Below are 18,809 nucleotides of genomic sequence, written 5' to 3'. Positions count from 1 at the left end.
AACGACCATGCAGCGAGTTTGAAACTGACCAAAAGAGACGAACATCATTGCTGACATTCATATAAATTGATCCAAAGGAATTCTCAACCAACCCCACAAGGGTTGGACGAGGATAATTTGGCATTTGACAAGTGCACGCTGTTGAGTTCTCAAGGATCGGACGCACCCGCACACCCACCCCATCAGGGCAAGAAGCGCAGGGCAACTTCACAATCTTATCCATCCCGGCCCGACTGTCAAACCGACACGCCGAGAGGACCAGGACCAGATCCGCGCCTCGCTTCCGAGGCAACTTCTCCAGCCTAACCCATCCGGCCAGACTGTCAAATCGACAACCCCGACTGGGATGACCACACTCCCCGGGCTAAAGACCCGCACCAAGAACCGAAGCTCTCAACACTGGAGGTGGGTGGTTCACTACTTGGAGGGGAGCCAGGCCCTTCAGGCCTTCCGCTCAACCGCTTGGGGCGAACAAGTAATAAGTTACGCCGATCCCCCACACCCCGCAAATCACCACACACCCCCGGGCGTGTCGCACCCCGCCCACCACCACCGAAAGCTCCTGTGATCAGGCGGTTGCCGCTACTGTGACGACATCAGGCCGGAAGGACGGAGCCTCCTCATGCCCCGATCGCTCGATCTCGCGTTCCCGTTCGCCGGTCAGTGGCTTGTGCAGAACAGCCCAGCGAACCGGGTGCCCAGTCACGGGACCCCGCTCTTCGCCTCGTCATACGCGATCGATTTCGTACCTCTCGGCGACCATGCTCGGACTGCTCCGATGCGTGCCCGATCGTGGGTGCGCACTGAGCCGGCGCAGGTGTTTCCCGGGTACGGGCGCGGTGTGCTCGCTCCGGCCGACGGCATCGTGGTGGCGGCGGAGGATGCCGCGCCCGATCACGGAGCGCACCGCGGGCTGCCCTCCGTGGGATACGCGGTCTCCCAGCGACGTCGCGCGGCACAGGGATGGGCGGCGCTGTCCGGCAACCACGTGCTGCTGCATATCGGGGATGCTGTCGTCGCGCTCTGTCACCTGCAGCAGCACTCCCTTCGCGTACGCGTGGGCGAGGCTGTCGTCGCCGGCCAGCCGCTCGCCGGCTGCGGCAACAGCGGCAACAGCACCGAGCCGCATCTGCACCTGCAGGCGATCGATCGGCCGGATGTCGGTCTCGCACGCGCGGTGCCGGTGACCTTCTCAGGAGCACTCCCGCGCAACGGGTCCGTCGTCAGCGCGTGACTGCGCCCGAGAACGCAAGAACCCCCGCACCTCAGTGCGGGGGTTCTGTCACGCAGTGGACCTAAGGGGATTCGAACCCCTGACCTCCTCGATGCGAACGAGGCGCGCTACCAACTGCGCCATAGGCCCGTGAACGGAGTTCAGGTTATCACGCGCTCAGCCGACTGCTCGACGCGCAAGCAGCTGGCGCACGTGAGCTTCGATCTCGGCATCGTCCACGACGCCCATCCCCGCGTACGGCGAAGTCTCAGCGGCAGCGGGTGCGACGGGCAGTGCGGTCGGCGCCGGCGGAGCGAGCTCCTCGGCGCGACGACGCAGCTCGGCACGTCGAGCGGCGCGCTCGCGCTCGGCCCGAGCGTCGATCTCCGCCTGCGCAGTCTGAGCGCGGGAGCCGGCGACGGTCACCAGCTGCTGCGGCAGCGGACGCGGCGTCCAGACCGCGGGGCCCTGGTCGTGCAGCGGCGGCGACACGCGCTCGGCGACCGGTGCGACGGCGGGGCGCTCCAGGCGACGCGCTCCTCGCGCGGCGACCTGAGCCATGCGGACCAGAACCGCCGTCCCGAGCGCAGCGAGGACGACTCCCCCGGCTGCGAGCATCCAGCCGCCGGTCGCGACGATCTGCCAGATGCCGAGTCCCAGCATGATCAGCGCGGTGACGAGGGATGCCGTTGCGGCCAGCCGCGTGCGGCGGCGCGCCCGCGCCTGACGCACGACGGGATCACGACGGGTGGCGGCGAGCTCTTCGCGAAGGCGCTCGAGCTCCGCGTTCTCCTTCTCGGCCTGCAGGCGCTTGGCCAGCCGCTGCTGGGCGAGAGCCGTGCGCGCGGTGAGTTCGAGGCGCACCTCGTCAGGCGTCTCGCTCGTCTCGGCGAGAACCCGCAGCGCCTGGTTGAGTCGCACCGCGTTGCGCTCGGCCGCGTAGTACTGGTGTCGCCCGCGCCAGCTGGGCACGAAGTAGAGCACCCAGAGCAGCACAGCGACGAGGACGATCACGCCCCCACTCAGCACCGGCCCATCCATGCTGACCACGGTAGCGCGCGGCTGAGCTCAGACCCGATCATTCCCGCGCGTGTGTCGCGCGCTTCAGCTCTGCTCATCTCCGTGCGGAGGCAGCGCCGCCGCAAGAGGCACATCGCCGTTCACCCAGCGCGAGAGCACCCCGCGGGGAACCTCCTCCTGCGTGAGGGCGAACGCGTGGTGGTCGCGCCAGTCCCCGTCGATGTGGATGTAGCGCCGCCGCAGCCCCTCGTAACGGAATCCGAGCTTCTGCACCACCCGCAGGCTCGCGTGATTCTCGGGACGGATGCAGATCTCCATTCGGTGCAGGCCGAGCTGGTCGAACGCGGCATCCGTCGCCATCGCGACCGCTGCGGGAGTGATGCCCTTCCCTGCGAAGCGCTCGCTGACCCAGTACCCGATGGTCGCCGACGCGAGCGAACCGCGAGCGACGCCCCAGATGTTGAGCTGCCCGGCGACGTCGCCGTCGTACTCCATCACGAACGGGTACCCGGCACCGTCGCGGTGCTGCTGCAGCAGCCGGCGGATGGCCGCCCTCATGTCGAATCCTGCGCTGCCGCCGGGAATCGTCGCCTCCCAGGGCTGCAGCCAGGAGCGGTTCTCGAGCAGCTCACGCTGCAGCACCCTCGCGTCGCGTGGCTTCACGAGTCGGAGGGTCACGGGACCGTAGCGCATCACGGGCAGGATGTCGTTCGACATCGTCTTCTCCCGGTCAGAGTCCGGCCGCGAACCGCTTGAGCCACGGGCGCAGCTCCTCGCCGAGGTCGTCGCGGTCGACGGCGAGCTGCACGATCGCCTTGATGTAGTCCGCCCGATCACCCGTGTCATAGCGGCGCCCACCGAAGACGACGCCGACCACCCCGGGGCCGTCCGGATCCGCTGCGAGCTCCTGCAGCGCGTCGGTCAGCTGGATCTCGCCGCCCTTGCCGGGCTCGGTGCGCTCGAGGATGCTGAAGATGGCCGGAGGCAGCACATAGCGACCGATCACCGCGAGGTTCGACGGAGCATCCTCCGACGAGGGCTTCTCGACCAGGGCATCCACCCGCACGACTCCCTCGGTATCGGTCGGCTGGGCGTCGGCCGCGCCATACAGGTGGATCTGGGCGGGGTCCACCTCCATGAGGGCGATGACCGCCGCACCCGTGCTCTCGTGGGTCGCGATCATCTCGGTCAGCAGCGAATCGCGCTCGTCGATGAGGTCATCGCCGAGCAGCACGGCGAAGGAGCTGTCGCCGACGTGCGTCCGCGCACGCAGCACCGCGTGACCGAGGCCCTTCGGCTCACCCTGGCGCACGAAGTGGATGTCCGCCAGGTCACTGGACTTCATCACGCGCTCGAGGCGCCCATGGTCGCCCTTCTCCTGCAGCCGCACCTCGAGCTCGGGCACGGAGTCGAAGTGGTCCGAGATCGCGTTCTTGTTGCGACCGATGATGACGAGGATGTCCTGGATGCCGGCGGCGACCGCCTCCTCCACCACGTACTGGATGGCCGGCTTGTCGACGACCGGGAGCATCTCCTTGGGCATCGCCTTCGTCGCCGGCAGGAACCTGGTTCCCAGGCCCGCGGCGGGAATCACCGCCTTCATGGTGCGCATGCGGTTCAGCATAGTGGCGCGGCCCTGCCGCGGCCCGGCGGGATGCCGGAGTCACCCCCGTATGATCGGGGCATGCGGAGCGAAGCAGAACAGCAGAAGCGCGCGCTGCGCGCCGAACTGCGTGAACGCCGTCAGATCCTGTCACAGGCGCAGCGCGACGAGGCGGCCGCGGGACTTGCGGCCCAGCTCGACGCCCTCCTCGACGCGCACGGAGCACGGTCGGTCTCGTGCTTCCTCTCCACCACGACCGAGCCGGGCACCATGCCCTTCGTGCAGGCCGCGGTGCGCCGCGGCATCCGGGTGCTGCTTCCGATCAGCCGTGCCGACGGGCTGCTCGACTGGGCCGTCGCGGACGACTCCGACGCGGTCGGCGAAGGACTGTTCGGCCTGCCCGAGCCGACCGGCGAGGTGCTCGGTCCGATCGCCGTGAACGACGTCGATCTGATGCTCATCCCGGCTGCCGCCGTCGACCGCGACGGCACGCGTCTGGGCTGGGGACGCGGGTACTTCGACAAGACCCTCGGCTCGATGGAGGGCCGCCCGCCGGTGTACGCCGTGATCTATGATTCCGAGGTACTCGATTCGCTCCCGCGCGAAGTGCACGACCAGCCGGTCGATGGCATCGTCACCCCGACGCAGACCATCACCCTGTCGCCCGCGCGGAACTGACAGGAGCCTCCCATGCCCACCTACGCCTACGCGTGCACGGCCTGCGACCACCGCTTCGACGCCGTGCAGTCCTTCTCGGAGGACTCGCTCACCCTCTGCCCGGAATGCGGCGGAGCGCTGCGCAAGCAGTACGGGACGGTCGGAGTGACCTTCAACGGCTCCGGCTTCTACCGCACGGACTCCCGCGGAGATGCTGGCGCACCCGCGGCCGGTTCGGCATCATCGAAGGCGGAGAAGGCGACGACCGCCGCCCCGGCGCCGGCGTCGACCCCGGCCGCGAACTGAGCCGCAGAGAGGGAAGCCGATGATCCAGGGTTTCAAGGAGTTCGTCACCAAGGGCAACGTCATCGACCTCGCCGTCGCTGTCGTGATCGGCACCGCGTTCACCGCCATCGTGAACGCGGTCGTGTCGAGCATCATCAACCCGCTCGTCGCGATGGTCTTCAAGGCGGATGAGGCGGGCAAGTTCGGATTCACCGTGCGCAACATCTACGACGACCCGGTGACCTTCCCGATCGGCGAGCTGCTCTCCGCCGTGATCACCTTCTTCGCGGTGGCGATCGTCGTGTACTTCGTGTTCGTCGTGCCGATGAACACGTACAAGGAGCGCAAGGCGGCCAAGAACCCCGCCGTCGACGAGGAGACGCTGCCGACCGAGCAGGAGCTGCTCATCGAGATCCGCGACCTGCTGCGTCGCGACGCCGGCACGCGCTGACTGCGCCCGAGGATAAAACGGCCCGCCTCGCCAGAGGCGGGCCGTTGTCGATCAGGCGCATCGGGCACCGCGCCGGTCAGTAGTGCGGCGGAACTTCGCGCAGCATCCGCTCGTCGTTCGGTCCGCGGTCGCCGTCTGCCGGCGCTGAGCGCTCGGGCTTCACATGCGGCTCGGAGCTCGTGCCCTCGACGCGGGTCAGCTTCGCCCGGCGCGCCCCGGCGACGCGCACGACCCGCTGACGCTCATCATCCATCGACGTCGAAGGGCTGGGTGTCGTTCTCGGCACGCACCGCGTCCTCGTCGATCCCCAGCACGGTGGCGATGCGACGGGCGACGGTGGCCGGATCGCTGTACAGATCGAAGGCGTGCACGCGCACGTAGTGCCAGCCCAGCCGGCGCAGCACCTGGGGGCGCAGGCGCACGCTCTCGCGCAGCGACTCCCCGCGCATCTCGGCGTCGGATTCGATGACCACCGCACGTCCGTCATGCTGCGCGACCAGCGGCAGCAGTCCGCGATAGTCGACATCGACCGAGGCGCCGAGACGGCGCAGCTCGCGGGCCAGCGCCAGGGTCAACGGGTCGGCGAGATCCTCGAGTCGCGCGTCGCGGCCGCGCGTCGCGAGTCCGCCGAGGATCGACATCAGGGTCGACGCGCCGTGTTCCAGCCGCCCCTCGTCGAATGCCGACGGGCGGATGCACGACACGATGACCATCGAGCGCCGCGCCCTCGTCATCCCGACCGTGAGCAGTCGCTCGCCGTCCTGCTGGGAGAGGTCGCCGAAGTCGCTGAGCACGCGTCCGTGCTTGGTGAGGCCGAAGCCGAGCGAGAAGATCACGCGATCCCGACTCTCGGCCACGGACTCCTCGAGCGTGAGCACGGCGAACGGCTCGGCCGTGTCGCGGCCGACGAAGGCGGCGACGTCGGATCGTCCGGCGAACGCGGATGCCACTGCCGCTCGCACCCGCTCCGCGTGCTTGCGGCTCGCGGTGACCACCATGAGCGACTCAGCGGGGCGATGGATGGCGTGCTCCACCGCCAGGGTCACGACGCGGGCCACCTCGGCATCCGGGCTCTCGACCGCGCCCGAGTCGGGGTCGGGAGTGCCGACTCCCCCCTCCACGTAGTCGACCGTGAGGCTGCCGCGCCCGAGGTACGACCCGGCCCATGGCAGCGAGACGATCTCGCCGCCGTAGAACGCGTCGTTGATGAGCTCGGCGAGGTCCTCGCCGCCGGCACGGTAGCTGCGGGTGAGCGTCATCACCGGCAGGAGCTCGGCGAGCCGCTCGAAGACCGACACGTCGTCGAACTCGACCTCGGGCTCCCAGTCAGGGTCGGGCACCGTGGCGACGGTGAACGGCGTGGGACGCTGCGTCACCGGGTCGCCGAACGCGATGATCTGGCGTGCACGGCGGATCGCCGGCGCGGTCTCGGCGAGGTTCACGGCGGCGGCATCCACCAGCAGCACGGCATCGAATTCGACCGACTCGGGGATCAGCGGCACCTCGTACGGCGACGCGATCCACACCGGTGCGAGCACTCGCGTGAGATCGGGAGCCGCCGAGACGATCTCGGCGGTCGTCGCCTCGCCCCCCTTGAGCGCCTGGCGCAGATGCGAGGCCTGCTCGGGCTCGTCGACGATCGCGATGCGCCACTGGCTGGCCAGGTTCCAGGCCAGCAGCGGACCGGCCATCGCGGTGTGCGCCTCGTCGACGAGCCGGAAGTCGCGCTCCAGACGGTCGACCACCGCGGTGTTGGCGCCGAGCAGCGACCGGTCGTCCTGCAGAGCCCGCTCGAGCAGCGACTGCCACCAGGCGAATTCGAGTTCGGCCGAGACCCGCTCCTCAGGCACGTGCCGTACGGAGAGGTCTGACAGCAGCGGACGCAGGCCGAGATCCGCGAGCGCATCGCGGATCTGCGTGCGCTCGACGAGGTTGTCGAACACGGCGGAGCGTGCGGCGAGGCCGGAGAGGGTGCGCACGAGACGCGCGACCGGCAGGGAGCTGAGCGGCTCGCGACGGCTCAGGGCGCGATCGAGGTCGGCGAGCTCGGCCGAGACCCGCTGCCACGCGACGTGCACGTCCGAGAGCCCGAGCGGCACCTGCGGTGCGACGCCGGCCTCCACGTAGCGCTGCCACTGCGTGCGCTGCTGCTGGATGCGCAGCAGCGCCTCGTGCATCTCCGACACATGCGCACCGGGACGCACGTACTCGCGGGCGAGCTTCTTGAGCCTGCGACGGTTGGCCGACGACATGCCGGGCGCGTCCCGGCGCGAGCCGTGCGCCTGGATCAGCTCGCCGAGAGGCCGTTCGAAGACGGTCGGGCTGAAGCGGTCGAGCGAATCCCGGATGCCCTGCAGCAGCCGCACGTACTCGCCGAGCTCGTCGATGGTGCCGAACGGCCGCATGCTCGTCTGCGCGATCAGCTCGTACCCGCGCTCGAGAAGCGAGGGCACGGCCGAGCCGTGCAGCCGGCCCGCCAGCTCGTGAGCCTGCTGGGCAGCCTCAGCGCTGTCGAAGCTGACGCCGTACCACGGCGAGTCGTCGGGCCCGAATCGGAACTCGCCGAGCTTGGCCGCACGGGTGAGCGCCTGCGCCGCATCCCTGCGGTCCCCCGCGAGCTTCTCGAGCGTCTGGATCGACAGCCGGGCGCCGGTCGACGGCGGCACAGGAAGCGAGGCGAGTCGGGCGAGCTCTCTTGTGGCGTCGAGAACGGATGCCCCGGTGCGCCCCACCGGCTCCCCCAGCGCCCCGCGGTAGTCGCGCAGCACGGTGCGCAGACGCACCAGCGCCTCGTCGAGCTCGGCGGCCTTGGGCTGGACGGCCTTCTCGCTGCGGGTGATCGCGGTGATGAGGTCGCGTCGCGCCCGATCGGGTGAGACGGCGAGCGCGTCGAGACCGACGCCGGCGAGGCGATGACGCACGCCGTCGAGCGTCGACCTGCGAGCCGAGACGACCAGGACGCGCCGCCCGGAGCGCACGAATCCGCCGAGCGCGTTGATGACGGTCTGCGTGCCTCCTGTGCCCGGCAGCGTCGAGACCACGAGGGAGTGCCCGGCGGCGATGCGCGCGAGCACCTCCTCCTGCTCGGAGTCGGCATCGAGGAGAAGACTCTCCGAGGCGGGCGCACGATCGTCAGGCCCTGCCGCGGCAGGCAGTTCGCGGGGCGCGGTGACCTGCTCGCGGTCGGCGACGTGTCCGGCGAGCGCGTTGAGCACGGGATGGTCGAGGTCGACCATGTCGCGCACCATGGCATCGGCGACATCGGCGAAGGTCGACACCACCAGGCGCGGGTTCACCGAGAACGTGTCGATAGAGCGGGTCAGGGCGCGCAGCTGGTCGATAACCGGCTGCGGCTTGAAGATGCCGCCGTCGTAGGCGAGGGATGCCAGCCCGGCGGGGTCGAGGTCGAGCCCGAAGTGCTCGCGCGCGACGCGCACCAGTTCGGGGTTGACCTCGAAGCGACCGTGCAGCTTCAGCTCGAAGTCGGCGTGATGACGCCGGATCGCCAGCGGACGCAGCAGCACCGGGGCGGCGAACTGCGCGCCGCCGATCCGCCACCGTGCGATGCCCACCGCGAGGCGCACGGCGTCGATGCCGCGCACCGTGCGCAGCTCTGTATTGCGCGCCGTGATGCGCTCGGCGGCCATGCGCGCGGTCCGCAGCCCCACCTCGTCGCGGAACAGGTTCGACAGCAGCGTGGAGCGGCCGGTGATGAACTGCGGCAGGCTTCCCGGGTGCGCGCGGGAGATGTCGACGACGGATTCGGGCGCGTCGACGAAGCTGATGAGCGGCGATGCTCCGCCCAGGTCGGCGGCCTGGGCGCGCAGGCTGGTGCGCCGTTCCTCGGCCGCGTGCGCGATACCGACGCCGGTTGACGAGTTGCTGAGATCGCCAAGCGTCACTGCGACCGGCTGGGTCGCGCGCTCAGCATCCTTCGCCTCTCGTCGCCACACACGGCAAGCCTAGGCGCGAGAGGCGCGGCCAGCGGTATTCCTGGCCGTTTCGCGAGGATTCCGCGTCCTCTTGGGGTATCGCCCTGCACAGGCGGCCCGTCGATCCGGTTGTCCACCGACTGCGTGATCGCGCCGTCCCCGGGGCGCGGACGGGGAGCAGGATGGGGGCATGAGCTATCGCTACGACTTCGCACCAACACCGTTCGGCGATGCCCTCGCCGTCTTCTCGGATGCCGGGATCGTCAGCTTCGACCTGTCGGAGTCGGCGGATCCTCGCGTGCCGTGGCTTCTCGAGAGCGTCAGCCGGCGGATCGGTGAGATGCCCGTGTCGGCCCCCGGTGCGGCGGATGAGCTCACGGTGGCGCTCGAGGAGTACTTCGAGGGAGAGCCCGTGCGGTTCGACGAGCGCTTCGCCTTCGACTGGCGTCTGGTCGACGGCTTCACCCGGTCGGCGCTGCAGGCGGTGTGCGACATTCCGTGGGGCGAGACCATGAGCTACGGCGAGGTCGCGGTGATCGCCGGCAGCCCCGGTGCGGCCCGCGCCGTCGGCTCGGCATGCCGGGTCACTCCTCTGTCGGTGATCGTTCCGGTGCACCGAGTGATCCGCGCCGACGGCACGCCCGGCCACTACGGGGCGTACCCGGAGCGCAAGCGCTACCTGCTCGATCTCGAGCGCGACTCGTCTGCCACGCGGTCGTGAACGAACCGGAGCCCGGCGTGTAGGCCGCCGGGCTCCGCTCCCGTCGCGCTGGGGACGCGGCATTCGGGTATCTCTGGGGAGAAACCTAGTGATCCACCGCCTTCTCGGCGCCGAAGCCGGTCAGCGAGCGCACCTCCATCTCGGCGGCGAGCGCACGCGATTCGGCTGTCTTCGCCGTGATCGTGCCGATCCAGCCGAGCAGGAAGCCCAGCGGAATCGAGATGATGCCCGGGTTGTTCAGCGGGAAGATCGCGATGTCGATCCCCGGGATCATCGCCTTCTCATTGCCCGAGAACACGGGCGAGATCACGATGAGGCCGATCGCAGCGATCAGTCCGCCGTACATGCTCCACACCGCGCCGCGCGTGTTGAAGCGCTTCCAGAACAGCGAGTAGAGGATGGTCGGCAGGTTCGCCGACGCCGCGATGGCGAACGCGAGCGCGACGAGGAAGGCGATGTTCTGCCCCTGGGCGCCGATGCCGCCGACGATCGCGAGCACTCCGATCACGATGACCGTGCGTCGTGCCACCTTGACCTCGCCGTTCGGGTCGACGGTGCCCGTGCCGTCCTTCCCGCGCTTGATCACGTTCGAGTAGATGTCGTGCGCGAAGGATGCCGCCGCAGTGATCGTCAGACCGGCGACGACCGCGAGGATCGTCGCGAACGCGACGGCCGAGATGAAGCCCATCAGCAGCGGACCGCCCAGCGCCTGGGCGAGCAGTGGCGCGGCGGAGTTGACGCCGCCTGGCGCCGCCGCGATCCGCTCCGGACCGACGAGCGCGCCGGCTCCGTAGCCGAGCACCAGCGTCAGCAGGTAGAACCCGCCGATGAGCCAGATCGCCCAGACCACGGAGCGCCGTGCCTCCTTGGCCGTGGGCACGGTGTAGAAGCGCATCAGCACGTGCGGCAGACCGGCGGTGCCGAGCACCAGTGCCATGCCGAGCGAGAGGAAGTCGAGCGGGTTCGCCCCGTACTGCAGACCAGGGCCGAGGATCTTCTCGCCGTTGGGCGAGTTGTCGACGGCGCTCTCGAGCAGCGTGTTCAGGCTGAAGCCGTGCAGCGCGAGAACCCAGAGCGTCATCGCGAGAGCGCCGGCGATGAGCAGCACCGCCTTGACGATCTGCACCCATGTCGTGCCCTTCATGCCTCCGATCAGCACGTACACGATCATGAGCACGCCCACGACCGCGATCACGAGCGACTGGCCGATCTTGTCGTCGATGCCGAGCAGCAGTGAGACCAGTCCGCCCGCACCCGACATCTGCGCGAGCAGGTAGAAGAAGCAGACAGCGAGGGTCGTCAGGGCTGCCGCCATGCGCACCGGCCGCTGCTTGAGACGGAACGACAGCACGTCGGCCATCGTGAACTTGCCCGTGTTGCGCATCATCTCCGCCACGAGCAGGAGTGCGACGAGCCACGCGACCAGGAATCCGATCGAATAGAGGAACCCGTCGTATCCGTTCAGTGCGATGGCCCCGCAGATGCCGAGGAAGGAGGCTGCCGACAGATAGTCTCCAGCGATGGCGAAGCCGTTCTGCGTGCCGGTGAACGAGCGTCCGGCGGCGTAGTAGTCGGCGGCTGTCTTGTTGTTGCGACTGGCGCGGATCACGATGAAGAGCGTGACCGCGACGAATGCGCCGAAGATCGCGATGTTCAGCACCGGGTCGTTCTGAACCGCTTCGGCGGCCAGGTATGTCGTCGTCATGCCTTCGTCTCGGCCTTCTCGAGTTCTTCACGGATCTCGGTCGCGATCGGATCGAGGCGTCGGTTGGCAAAGGACACATACGCCATCGTGATGACGAAAGTGGTCACGAACTGCCCGAGACCCATGAGCAGGCCGACGGTGATGTCCCCCCAGACGCGCTGGCTCATGAAGTCGGTCGCGAACGCGGCCAGCAGCACGTAAGCGAAATACCAGATGAGGAAGAACGCGGCCATCGGGAAGATGAACGAGCGCTGCAGTCGCCTCAATCCCTGGAATCTCTCTGATTCCTCGACAGCGATGTAGTCGATTCCCGGAGAGGAATCGCGCGTCGTCGGTTGAGTCATGGGGCCTCCTTGCCACATGTCCGTCGTCCGCATGAGGGAATTCACACGGTGGTATGGTCGACGCTACGAAACCGGCGGGCCCTGTCGTCACCCCCGAAAGTTGGTATCAGTGGAATCGGACAAGCACCGGGGCGCCGAAGAGGATCCCGTGGCGGTCGGGGTACGGGAACTCGCGCGCCGCACCCGCTTCCCGGTCGCGTTCGGCGGACTCATCGAAGACGGTGTGGTGCGGGTCACCAGCATCGTCGGCAATCGCACGCACAGCCTGGACGGATTGACCGTCCGTCCGGAGCGCGGGCTCGGCGGCCGCGCGATGATCGAGCTGCGACCCCGGATGACGAGCAACTACCGCACCTCGCAGCAGATCACGCACGACTACGACGTGTTCGTTCTCGGCGAGGGCCTGCGCACTCTGCTCGCACTGCCGATCGTCGTCGAAGGGCGCCCTCGCGGCGTGCTCTACGCGGGCGCATGGGAGGAATCGCACGTCGGCGGCTTCACGACCGCTCCGGCGATGAGCGTGGCGCAGAACGTCGCGAACGAATTGCGCATCCGGGACGAGGTGGAGCGTCGCATGCGTTCGATCCGGCGGGATCAGGCGGTGCACGGCTCGCACCTCGAAGACCTTCGGGAGAGCTTCGCCGAGCTGCGCAGCATCGCCGCGTCGGTGAGCGACGAGGGGATCCGAAAGCGCATCGCCGCCGTGGAACGACGCCTGGTGGGCGCATCCGCCGCCGAGCCGCCGACCGCGACGGCGCCGCTGGCGACGGTGCGCCTCTCACCGCGCGAGACGGACGTGCTCGCGTGTGCCGCACTGGGCGCGACGAATGCGGAGATCGCCACGCAGCTGGGATTGCGTGAAGGCACGGTGAAGGCATATCTGAGTGCGGCCATGTCGAAACTCGACGCGTCGACGCGGCATGCCGCGGTCGCGCGCGCCCGGCGCGCGGGCCTTCTTCCCTGACCGCCGGAACATTTCATGCGGCTCATTCTCAATATGAATGCACGCGTCGATTGCGGTGGCTGGAGGAATTCAAATACCCTATTGTCATGGCTCGAAGAATTGTGCACCAGCTGGTCGACGATATCGATGGAACGCTTCTCGATGTCGGCGAAGGAGAGACCGTTCATTTCGCACTGAATGGTGTCGCTTATGAGATCGATCTGACGAATTCCCACGCGGAGGCGCTGCGGGACGCTCTGGCACCGTACATCGAGGCCGGCCGACGCGCCGCAGGATCCACCGCCACCCGCTCGTCCACCCCGCGCCGCCGCTCAGCGGGCAGCTCGGATACGGTCGAGATCCGCGAGTGGGCGAAGAAGCAGGGCATGAAGGTCTCGGAGCGCGGGCGGATCGCCGCCGACGTGCTCGAGGCGTACCACGCCGCGCACTGAGCTCGGATGAGACGAAGAGCGGGCCGCCCTCGGGCGGCCCGCTCTTCGAGTACGTGCCCTCGACAGGATTCGAACCTGCGACCTGCCCTTTAGGAGAGGGCCGCTCTATCCGACTGAGCTACGAAGGCGCCCGACAAGTCTAGTCGTCGGCCCGGGCCTACGCCGCCAGCGCCAGGTACCGCTCCCAGACCGGATCCCCGCGCTCGGCCCCGCGCACGACCCACGTCCCGCCGTGCGGGGCACGCGGCGCGCGATGCAGCACCCAGCCCATCTCCTGCGGCGTGCGATCGCTCTTGGCGTTGTTGCAGCGAAGGCAGCACGCCACGAGGTTCTCCCAGCTGTCCGCTCCCCCGCGCGAGCGCGGCATGACGTGGTCGATGGTCGACGCCGCCTTTCCGCAGTATCCGCACCGGTGGTCATCTCGCCGCAGCACTCCACGACGGGTGACCGGCTGCCGACGCGCGGCCGGCACGCGCACGTACCGGGTGAGCAGGATCACCACGGGCCGATCGAAGCGCCGGCATCCCGCGATGACCGGATCGTTCTCGACGCGCTCGATCACGCTGGCCTTGTCGTTCATCACGAGCACCATGGCTCTCTTGAACGAGACCACCGTCAGCGGTTCGTACCCGGCGTTCAAAACCAGCGTGCGCATCGTCGTCATCCTCTCGATCCGCCGGGATGGCTTCCCGGCACTCTCGACTCACACGACGTCGGCGGATCAGGAGGGCACGCGGATACAGGAAGAGGCGCTGTCTACAGACAGCGCCTCTTGCGCTCGGTCAGACCGAGATGGATCTGCGGGCATTGCCGAAGGGCCAGACGACCGAGCGCATCCATGGTGCGGATGCCCGGTATCGAGCTCATCGGCTTCCTCCCGTCCGTTCGACGACGGGTTCAGGGTAACCCATCCGCATGAACAGCGGATGCAGTGCATCTGAACGGCGTGCCGATCGGGACGCCGGCCGATCAGCCGGCGTTGACGCGCAGCCAGCCGATGGGCTCGACGAGCGAGCCGTTGACCTTGACCTCGAAGTGCAGGTGAGCACCGAAGGAGTGGCCGGTGTTGCCGACCTTGCCGATGAACTGACCGGGCTCCACCGTCTGACCGGTCTGCACGGCGCGGGTGCCGTTGGTCATGTGTCCGTAGAGGGTGGAGACGCGCTGGCCGCCGATCACGGAGTCGATCACCACCGCGACGCCGTAGCCGAAGTGGCTCTCGGACGAGATGCGGACGACGCCGCCGGTGGCGGCGAAGATCGGGGTGCCGGCGGGCGCGACCATGTCGGCGCCGTTGTGACTGGCACTGAGGGTGCGGCTGACGGAGTACGAGCCCTGTGGCAGCGGGGAGCGCACCGCGCCGGAACCCGCCGAGATGAGCTGGAGATCGGCGTCGCTGATGCTGCTGCCGGAGCTCGAAGCGACGCGGGCTGCTGCCGCGGCTGCGGCGGCGCGGGCCTTCGCGGCCTCTTCGGCCTTCTTCTTCTCGATCTCATCGGGCGTCGTCGCGGAGTACGAGCCGCGCTCGAGCGGAGCGCTCGTGGCCTCCGATGCGACCACGAGGGACTGCGCATCGTCGAACGCCATCTGCTGCAGCGTGGTGGCTGCGCTCGGGGTGGGCTTGGCTGACGCCAGGGCGGGAAGCGCGACGCCGGCGACCAGCGCACCCACGGCGCCCAGGATGGCGACGGTGCGCATCGGCTTGACGCTCGAGCGGCCTCCGCCGGGTGCTCGCCGACGCGAGAGCTTCGGGGTGCCCGCAGGCTCGGTCGGAACGATTTCTTCGGCCAAAAGGGATTCCTCCTGCGCCTCCGCGCTTCGGGTAGCGCCGACTCGTCAGCAATGTCGTTTCTCGGGCACGTATGTCAGACGGCACGTTGTGCGAACTCTTCGCGAAGACGACGAGCCAGGGAGGCGATCTTCGCGATTCGTCATCGGCGGGCTTCTTCTCCGACGACTTCACCGAGGCTACCGGAAGATAACGATTCTGTCACCCTGCGAACCTGGCAATCATCTCGATGCCGAAAGAATGCGGCCTGATCAGGCGTTCTCTCCGACAAGGAAGATGTGGGAGGCCAGCTCGACGGGAAGCTCGAGGCCCGCCTCGCTGCCGTCCATCTGGATGAGCACGTACCCCTCGCTGTACCGGTAGTCGCCGCTGGCGCCGGGGACCACGCCGGCGTCGCGCAGCTGCTCGAGCAGCTCGGGACTGACCTGCGCCGGCTCGGCGAGACGCCGCACGGTGCCCGTGATGGGGCCGCCCGCGGCATCCAGCTTCTTGACGAGACCCACCACGCCCGATTCGAAAGCCGGCGTCTCGACGTCTCCGAGCTGGTCGAGTCCGGGGATCGGGTTGCCGTACGGCGACTCGGTGGGATGCCCGAGCAGCTCGACGAGACGTCGCTCGACCTGTTCGCTCATGACGTGCTCCCAGCGACAGGCCTCTTCGTGCACGTACGCCCAGTCGAGGCCGATCACGTCGGAGAGCAGCCGCTCGGCCAGCCGGTGCTTGCGCATCACGTCGACCGCCTTGCGGCGGCCGTCGTCGGTGAGCTCGAGACGACGGTCCTCGGACACGACGACGAGACCGTCGCGCTCCATGCGGCCGACGGTCTGCGACACCGTGGGGCCGGAGTGGCCCAGGCGCTCGGAGATCCGTGCGCGAAGCGGCACGATGTTCTCCTCCTCGAGCTCGAGGATGGTGCGCAGGTACATCTCGGTCGTGTCGATCAAGTCGGTCATTCGTGCCTCCGAAGCTCGTAGGCAAGCCTACCTTCCCGGGCGACGCCGAACCCGTCACAGGGCGCGGACTGCGCACGCCCCGCCTCTACAATCGAGCCATGTCGATCGAGATCCCCCGCGAACTCCTGCCAGCCGACGGACGCTTCGGCTGCGGCCCCTCGAAGATCCGTCCCGCCCAGGTCGAGGCCCTCGCCGCGGCGGGTCTCAGCCTGCTCGGCACGTCGCATCGCCAAGCGCCCGTGAAGAACCTCGTCGGCAGCGTGCGCGAACGCCTCGCGGCGCTGTTCCGCCTTCCGGACGGCTACGAGATCATCCTCAGCAACGGCGGATCGACGGCGTTCTGGGATGCCGCCGCCTTCGGTCTCATCGAGCACCGCAGCCAGAATCTCGTCTTCGGAGAGTTCGGCGGCAAGTTCGCCAAGGCGGCGGCCGCGCCGTGGCTCGAGGCGCCGGATGTGCGCACTGCTGACGCAGGGTCGCTGACCGTCGCCGAGGTCGTGGACGGAGTCGACGTGTACGCGTGGCCGCACAACGAGACCTCGACCGGCGTCGCCGCCGCCGTGCAGCGCGTCAGCGCCGAGGGCGCGCTCACCGTCATCGACGCGACCAGCGCCGCCGGCGGCATCGACTTCGACGTCGCCCAGGCCGACGTCTACTACTTCGCGCCGCAGAAGAACCTCGGCTCGGACGGCGGACTGTGGTTCGCCGCGGTGTCACCGGCCGCGATCGACCGGATCGAGCGCATCGCCGCATCGGGCCGGTACATCCCCGAATTCCTCAGCCTGAAGAACGCGGTCGACAACTCACGACTGAATCAGACCCTGAACACCCCTGCCCTGGCCACGCTGCACCTGCTCGACAGCCAGCTCGAGTGGATCCTGGCGGGCGGCGGGCTCAGCTGGGCAGGCGCTCGCACGGCGGAGTCGTCCGGGCTCCTCTACGACTGGGCTGCCGCGTCGGACGTCGCCACCCCGTTCGTCAGCGACCCGGCGCACCGCTCGCCGGTGGTCGCCACGATCGACTTCGACGAGACAGTCGATGCGGCGGCTGTCGCGAAGACCCTGCGCGCGAACGGCATCGTCGACACGGAGCCCTATCGCAAGCTCGGCCGCAACCAGCTGCGCGTGGCGACGTTCGTGTCGATCGAGCCGGAGGACGTGCGCCAGCTCATCCGCTCGATCGAGCACGTGCTCGCGCACCAGGGCTGAGAGCTGCCGGCGGCCTCCCCTCGACCGACGACGCCCCCTCTGATCCCGGCGGATCAGAGGGGGCGTCGGTGGTCAGAGGGGCGCCCGCACTGGTCGGGACGCCGCGTCACTCACTCGTCGTCGTCGGAGTCGTCCTCGTCGTCGTCATCCTCATCGTCGGAGTCGTCGTCATCGGAGTCCTCGTCGGACTCGTCGTCATCGGAGTCCTCGTCGTCGTCGTCGTCGTCGGAGTCGTCCTCGTCATCATCGTCGGACTCGTCGTCATCGTCATCGGAGTCCTCGTCGTCCGGCTCATCGCCCGAGTCGTCGAGCTCGTCGATGTCCACGCCATCGACATCGCCGGCGTGCAGACGGGGCGAGACGTCGTCGTCGGAGTCGTCGTCCTCGTCGGAGTCATCCTCAGAGTCCTCGTCCTCATCGGAGTCGTCGTCCTGGTCAGCGCCGCCGTCGACGGCATCCGCCTCGGCCTGCGCGGCGAGCTCGGCCTGGTGCGCGCGATACTCCGCGAGGCGCTCGGCCCACGGCACCCAGTCGGGTGCGAGCAGCGCGCCGTCGCCGGGCATCAGCTCGACCTCGAGCACGGTCGGCTCCGAGTCATCGACCTGAGCGACCGTGACGGTCCAGAGCCATCCCGGGTACCCGGGCAGACGGTTCTCGAAGCGCAGCGAGACCGCACCGCTCTCCTCTACGACATGCCCGGCGGCCGGCCCGACGGTCGACGAGGGCGTGATCTCATGCAGCGCGGCGAGCGCGAGCTCGCGCGTGCTCTCGGCGAGGTCAGGCGTCGAGGTCATCAGCGACCTTGCGGAGGACGGCGGCGACAGTGCGGCTCCTGGTCGCCGAGGGATAGCGACCGCGACGGAGATCGCCGCCCATCTCGTCGAGCATCCGCACGAGATCCTCGACGATCACGGCCATGTCATCGGCGGGCTTGCGCGCGGCCTTCGCCAGGCTGGGCGGGGCGTCGAGCACGCGCACCGACAGCGCCTGCGGACCGCGTCGACCGTCGGCCAGGCCGAACTCGACCCGGGCGTTCTTCTTCACGGAGACGCCTGCAGGAAGGGCAGAGGCGTGCAGGAAGACGTCCTGGCCGTCATCGGATGCGATGAAGCCGAACCCCTTCTCGTCGTCGTAGAACCTGACCTTGCCGGTGGGCATGGGCGAACCTCACTGAAACACGGAACGGAGACGTCGCACGGCAGCGCGACCCCTCCAGCCTACCCGCCCCCTCGCGCCGTCAGGATACGCTGAGACCGATGAGCAAGCACGACGACAGCACCGCACGGCAGACCGGGCGACTCGAGCGATTCCTGGCGTTCACCGCGCTCGTGCTGGCCGCCGTGTCGGTGATCTGCTTCTTCTCGATCATCATCGGCACCGCCGTCGGGATGGACCAGTCCGCGTTCGGCGACGGGATCTGGCCGGTCGTCGCAGGCCTGCCGCTGTTCGGGCTGCCGCTCGCCTTCGTGATGATCATCGCGCTGCTCGTGATCAACTGGGCTCGCAGGGGACGCGCGGGTTCCGGGTCCTGAC

Annotated in this window: 21 protein-coding genes and 2 tRNA genes; 9 read left to right on the top strand and 14 right to left on the bottom strand. The window is 68.7% G+C overall.

The window, feature by feature from the left end:
• Positions 1-622 precede the first annotated feature (622 nt).
• Positions 623-1,234 (top strand): M23 family metallopeptidase, encoded by a 612-nt coding sequence (locus tag ACIPV2_RS12840; RefSeq protein ID WP_400841776.1) that lies wholly within the window; start codon positions 623-625, stop codon positions 1,232-1,234.
• Positions 1,235-1,290: 56 nt separating this feature from the next.
• On the opposite strand, the gene ACIPV2_RS12835 is transcribed toward ACIPV2_RS12840, so the two are convergent.
• The 4 genes from ACIPV2_RS12835 to galU form a co-directional block, all read right to left on the bottom strand.
• Positions 1,291-1,363: transfer RNA gene (locus tag ACIPV2_RS12835), tRNA-Ala, on the bottom strand.
• A 27-nt stretch (positions 1,364-1,390) separates the two neighbouring features.
• On the bottom strand, positions 1,391-2,254 hold the full coding sequence (locus ACIPV2_RS12830) for a hypothetical protein (RefSeq protein WP_400841774.1): 864 nt from the start codon (positions 2,252-2,254) through the stop codon (positions 1,391-1,393).
• Positions 2,255-2,317: 63 nt separating this feature from the next.
• The gene (locus ACIPV2_RS12825) at positions 2,318-2,926 is read right to left on the bottom strand and encodes a GNAT family N-acetyltransferase (RefSeq protein WP_400841832.1); all 609 of its coding nucleotides are present in this window, start codon (positions 2,924-2,926) and stop codon (positions 2,318-2,320) included.
• A 37-nt stretch (positions 2,927-2,963) separates the two neighbouring features.
• Positions 2,964-3,836, bottom strand: coding sequence for a UTP--glucose-1-phosphate uridylyltransferase GalU (gene galU, locus ACIPV2_RS12820; RefSeq protein WP_400841830.1), 873 nt, complete (start codon positions 3,834-3,836; stop codon positions 2,964-2,966).
• Between the two features lie 81 nt (positions 3,837-3,917).
• Here galU and ACIPV2_RS12815 point away from each other — a divergent pair, with 81 nt between their 5' ends.
• From ACIPV2_RS12815 to mscL, 3 genes are read left to right on the top strand one after another with little or no spacing between them, the layout of a single operon-like run.
• Positions 3,918-4,514 carry a 5-formyltetrahydrofolate cyclo-ligase gene (locus ACIPV2_RS12815; protein WP_101188643.1) on the top strand — a complete coding sequence of 199 codons (597 nt, stop codon included), beginning with the start codon at positions 3,918-3,920 and terminating at the stop codon, positions 4,512-4,514.
• A 12-nt stretch (positions 4,515-4,526) separates the two neighbouring features.
• Positions 4,527-4,799 (top strand): FmdB family zinc ribbon protein, encoded by a 273-nt coding sequence (locus ACIPV2_RS12810; RefSeq protein WP_400841772.1) that lies wholly within the window; start codon positions 4,527-4,529, stop codon positions 4,797-4,799.
• A gap of 19 nt (positions 4,800-4,818) precedes the next feature.
• Entirely contained in the window at positions 4,819-5,229 is a 411-nt protein-coding gene (gene mscL / locus ACIPV2_RS12805) for a large conductance mechanosensitive channel protein MscL (RefSeq protein ID WP_400841770.1), read from the top strand.
• Positions 5,230-5,305: 76 nt separating this feature from the next.
• Here mscL and ACIPV2_RS12800 read toward each other — a convergent pair whose 3' ends face one another.
• Both ACIPV2_RS12800 and ACIPV2_RS12795 read right to left on the bottom strand, forming a co-directional pair.
• The gene (locus tag ACIPV2_RS12800; protein ID WP_400841769.1) at positions 5,306-5,515 is read right to left on the bottom strand and encodes a hypothetical protein; all 210 of its coding nucleotides are present in this window, start codon (positions 5,513-5,515) and stop codon (positions 5,306-5,308) included.
• A complete protein-coding gene (locus ACIPV2_RS12795) occupies positions 5,475-9,182 on the bottom strand; it encodes an AAA family ATPase (RefSeq protein WP_400841767.1) in 3,708 nt (1,235 codons plus the stop codon). The genes ACIPV2_RS12800 and ACIPV2_RS12795 overlap by 41 nt, the downstream gene beginning before the upstream one ends.
• A 169-nt stretch (positions 9,183-9,351) precedes the next feature.
• Here ACIPV2_RS12795 and ACIPV2_RS12790 point away from each other — a divergent pair, with 169 nt between their 5' ends.
• Positions 9,352-9,882, top strand: coding sequence for a methylated-DNA--[protein]-cysteine S-methyltransferase (locus ACIPV2_RS12790; protein WP_400841765.1), 531 nt, complete (start codon positions 9,352-9,354; stop codon positions 9,880-9,882).
• Between the two features lie 85 nt (positions 9,883-9,967).
• On the opposite strand, the gene ACIPV2_RS12785 is transcribed toward ACIPV2_RS12790, so the two are convergent.
• Both ACIPV2_RS12785 and ACIPV2_RS12780 read right to left on the bottom strand, forming a co-directional pair.
• Positions 9,968-11,587 (bottom strand): cation acetate symporter, encoded by a 1,620-nt coding sequence (locus tag ACIPV2_RS12785; RefSeq protein WP_101188638.1) that lies wholly within the window; start codon positions 11,585-11,587, stop codon positions 9,968-9,970.
• On the bottom strand, positions 11,584-11,931 hold the full coding sequence (locus ACIPV2_RS12780; protein WP_400841762.1) for a DUF485 domain-containing protein: 348 nt from the start codon (positions 11,929-11,931) through the stop codon (positions 11,584-11,586). Before ACIPV2_RS12780 ends, ACIPV2_RS12785 begins: the two co-directional genes overlap by 4 nt.
• A gap of 148 nt (positions 11,932-12,079) precedes the next feature.
• On the opposite strand from ACIPV2_RS12780, the gene ACIPV2_RS12775 reads away from it, so the two are divergent.
• Both ACIPV2_RS12775 and ACIPV2_RS12770 read left to right on the top strand, forming a co-directional pair.
• Complete coding sequence (locus tag ACIPV2_RS12775; RefSeq protein WP_400841760.1) at positions 12,080-12,895, top strand: LuxR C-terminal-related transcriptional regulator; 816 nt, start codon at positions 12,080-12,082, stop codon at positions 12,893-12,895.
• 86 nt (positions 12,896-12,981) lie between these two features.
• A complete protein-coding gene (locus ACIPV2_RS12770) occupies positions 12,982-13,326 on the top strand; it encodes an Lsr2 family protein (protein WP_101188635.1) in 345 nt (114 codons plus the stop codon).
• A gap of 54 nt (positions 13,327-13,380) precedes the next feature.
• Here ACIPV2_RS12770 and ACIPV2_RS12765 read toward each other — a convergent pair.
• From ACIPV2_RS12765 to ACIPV2_RS12750, 4 genes are all read right to left on the bottom strand, one after another.
• Positions 13,381-13,454: transfer RNA gene (locus ACIPV2_RS12765), tRNA-Arg, on the bottom strand.
• A gap of 29 nt (positions 13,455-13,483) precedes the next feature.
• On the bottom strand, positions 13,484-13,981 hold the full coding sequence (locus ACIPV2_RS12760) for an HNH endonuclease (RefSeq protein ID WP_400841758.1): 498 nt from the start codon (positions 13,979-13,981) through the stop codon (positions 13,484-13,486).
• Positions 13,982-14,295: 314 nt separating this feature from the next.
• A complete protein-coding gene (locus ACIPV2_RS12755; RefSeq protein ID WP_400841756.1) occupies positions 14,296-15,117 on the bottom strand; it encodes a M23 family metallopeptidase in 822 nt (273 codons plus the stop codon).
• A gap of 249 nt (positions 15,118-15,366) precedes the next feature.
• Entirely contained in the window at positions 15,367-16,068 is a 702-nt protein-coding gene (locus ACIPV2_RS12750) for a metal-dependent transcriptional regulator (protein WP_101188634.1), read from the bottom strand.
• A gap of 98 nt (positions 16,069-16,166) precedes the next feature.
• Between ACIPV2_RS12750 and serC the strand changes: the two genes are divergently transcribed.
• A complete protein-coding gene (serC, locus tag ACIPV2_RS12745; RefSeq protein WP_400841754.1) occupies positions 16,167-17,276 on the top strand; it encodes a phosphoserine transaminase in 1,110 nt (369 codons plus the stop codon).
• A 110-nt stretch (positions 17,277-17,386) separates the two neighbouring features.
• On the opposite strand, the gene ACIPV2_RS12740 is transcribed toward serC, so the two are convergent.
• Positions 17,387-18,070 (bottom strand): DUF3027 domain-containing protein, encoded by a 684-nt coding sequence (locus tag ACIPV2_RS12740; RefSeq protein WP_400841752.1) that lies wholly within the window; start codon positions 18,068-18,070, stop codon positions 17,387-17,389.
• Positions 18,054-18,434, bottom strand: a complete 381-nt coding sequence (locus tag ACIPV2_RS12735; protein ID WP_071640579.1) for a cold-shock protein — start codon at positions 18,432-18,434, stop codon at positions 18,054-18,056. Before ACIPV2_RS12735 ends, ACIPV2_RS12740 begins: the two co-directional genes overlap by 17 nt.
• 98 nt (positions 18,435-18,532) lie before the next feature.
• On the opposite strand from ACIPV2_RS12735, the gene ACIPV2_RS12730 reads away from it, so the two are divergent.
• Positions 18,533-18,808 carry a multidrug ABC transporter ATPase gene (locus ACIPV2_RS12730; RefSeq protein WP_400841749.1) on the top strand — a complete coding sequence of 92 codons (276 nt, stop codon included), beginning with the start codon at positions 18,533-18,535 and terminating at the stop codon, positions 18,806-18,808.
• Position 18,809: the final 1 nt, after the last annotated feature.

The sequence above is a fragment of the Microbacterium sp. NPDC089987 genome (assembly GCF_044748505.1).
GTDB lineage: Bacteria > Actinomycetota > Actinomycetes > Actinomycetales > Microbacteriaceae > Microbacterium.
This window is presented reverse-complemented; position numbering and strand designations above follow the sequence as displayed.

Excerpts from the sequence above, each read along its gene's own strand:
- ACIPV2_RS12840 (WP_400841776.1), top strand. The coding sequence starts at position 623 with ATGCCCCGATCGCTCGATCTCGCGTTCCCGTTCGCCGGTCAGTGGCTT.
- ACIPV2_RS12830 (WP_400841774.1), bottom strand. The coding sequence starts at position 2,254 with ATGGATGGGCCGGTGCTGAGTGGGGGCGTGATCGTCCTCGTCGCTGTG.
- ACIPV2_RS12825 (WP_400841832.1), bottom strand. The coding sequence starts at position 2,926 with ATGCGCTACGGTCCCGTGACCCTCCGACTCGTGAAGCCACGCGACGCG.
- galU (WP_400841830.1), bottom strand. The coding sequence starts at position 3,836 with ATGAAGGCGGTGATTCCCGCCGCGGGCCTGGGAACCAGGTTCCTGCCG.
- ACIPV2_RS12815 (WP_101188643.1), top strand. The coding sequence starts at position 3,918 with ATGCGGAGCGAAGCAGAACAGCAGAAGCGCGCGCTGCGCGCCGAACTG.
- ACIPV2_RS12810 (WP_400841772.1), top strand. The coding sequence starts at position 4,527 with ATGCCCACCTACGCCTACGCGTGCACGGCCTGCGACCACCGCTTCGAC.
- mscL (WP_400841770.1), top strand. The coding sequence starts at position 4,819 with ATGATCCAGGGTTTCAAGGAGTTCGTCACCAAGGGCAACGTCATCGAC.
- ACIPV2_RS12790 (WP_400841765.1), top strand. The coding sequence starts at position 9,352 with ATGAGCTATCGCTACGACTTCGCACCAACACCGTTCGGCGATGCCCTC.
- ACIPV2_RS12785 (WP_101188638.1), bottom strand. The coding sequence starts at position 11,587 with ATGACGACGACATACCTGGCCGCCGAAGCGGTTCAGAACGACCCGGTG.
- ACIPV2_RS12780 (WP_400841762.1), bottom strand. The coding sequence starts at position 11,931 with ATGACTCAACCGACGACGCGCGATTCCTCTCCGGGAATCGACTACATC.
- ACIPV2_RS12770 (WP_101188635.1), top strand. The coding sequence starts at position 12,982 with ATGGCTCGAAGAATTGTGCACCAGCTGGTCGACGATATCGATGGAACG.
- ACIPV2_RS12760 (WP_400841758.1), bottom strand. The coding sequence starts at position 13,981 with ATGCGCACGCTGGTTTTGAACGCCGGGTACGAACCGCTGACGGTGGTC.
- ACIPV2_RS12750 (WP_101188634.1), bottom strand. The coding sequence starts at position 16,068 with ATGACCGACTTGATCGACACGACCGAGATGTACCTGCGCACCATCCTC.
- serC (WP_400841754.1), top strand. The coding sequence starts at position 16,167 with ATGTCGATCGAGATCCCCCGCGAACTCCTGCCAGCCGACGGACGCTTC.
- ACIPV2_RS12740 (WP_400841752.1), bottom strand. The coding sequence starts at position 18,070 with ATGACCTCGACGCCTGACCTCGCCGAGAGCACGCGCGAGCTCGCGCTC.
- ACIPV2_RS12735 (WP_071640579.1), bottom strand. The coding sequence starts at position 18,434 with ATGCCCACCGGCAAGGTCAGGTTCTACGACGACGAGAAGGGGTTCGGC.
- ACIPV2_RS12730 (WP_400841749.1), top strand. The coding sequence starts at position 18,533 with ATGAGCAAGCACGACGACAGCACCGCACGGCAGACCGGGCGACTCGAG.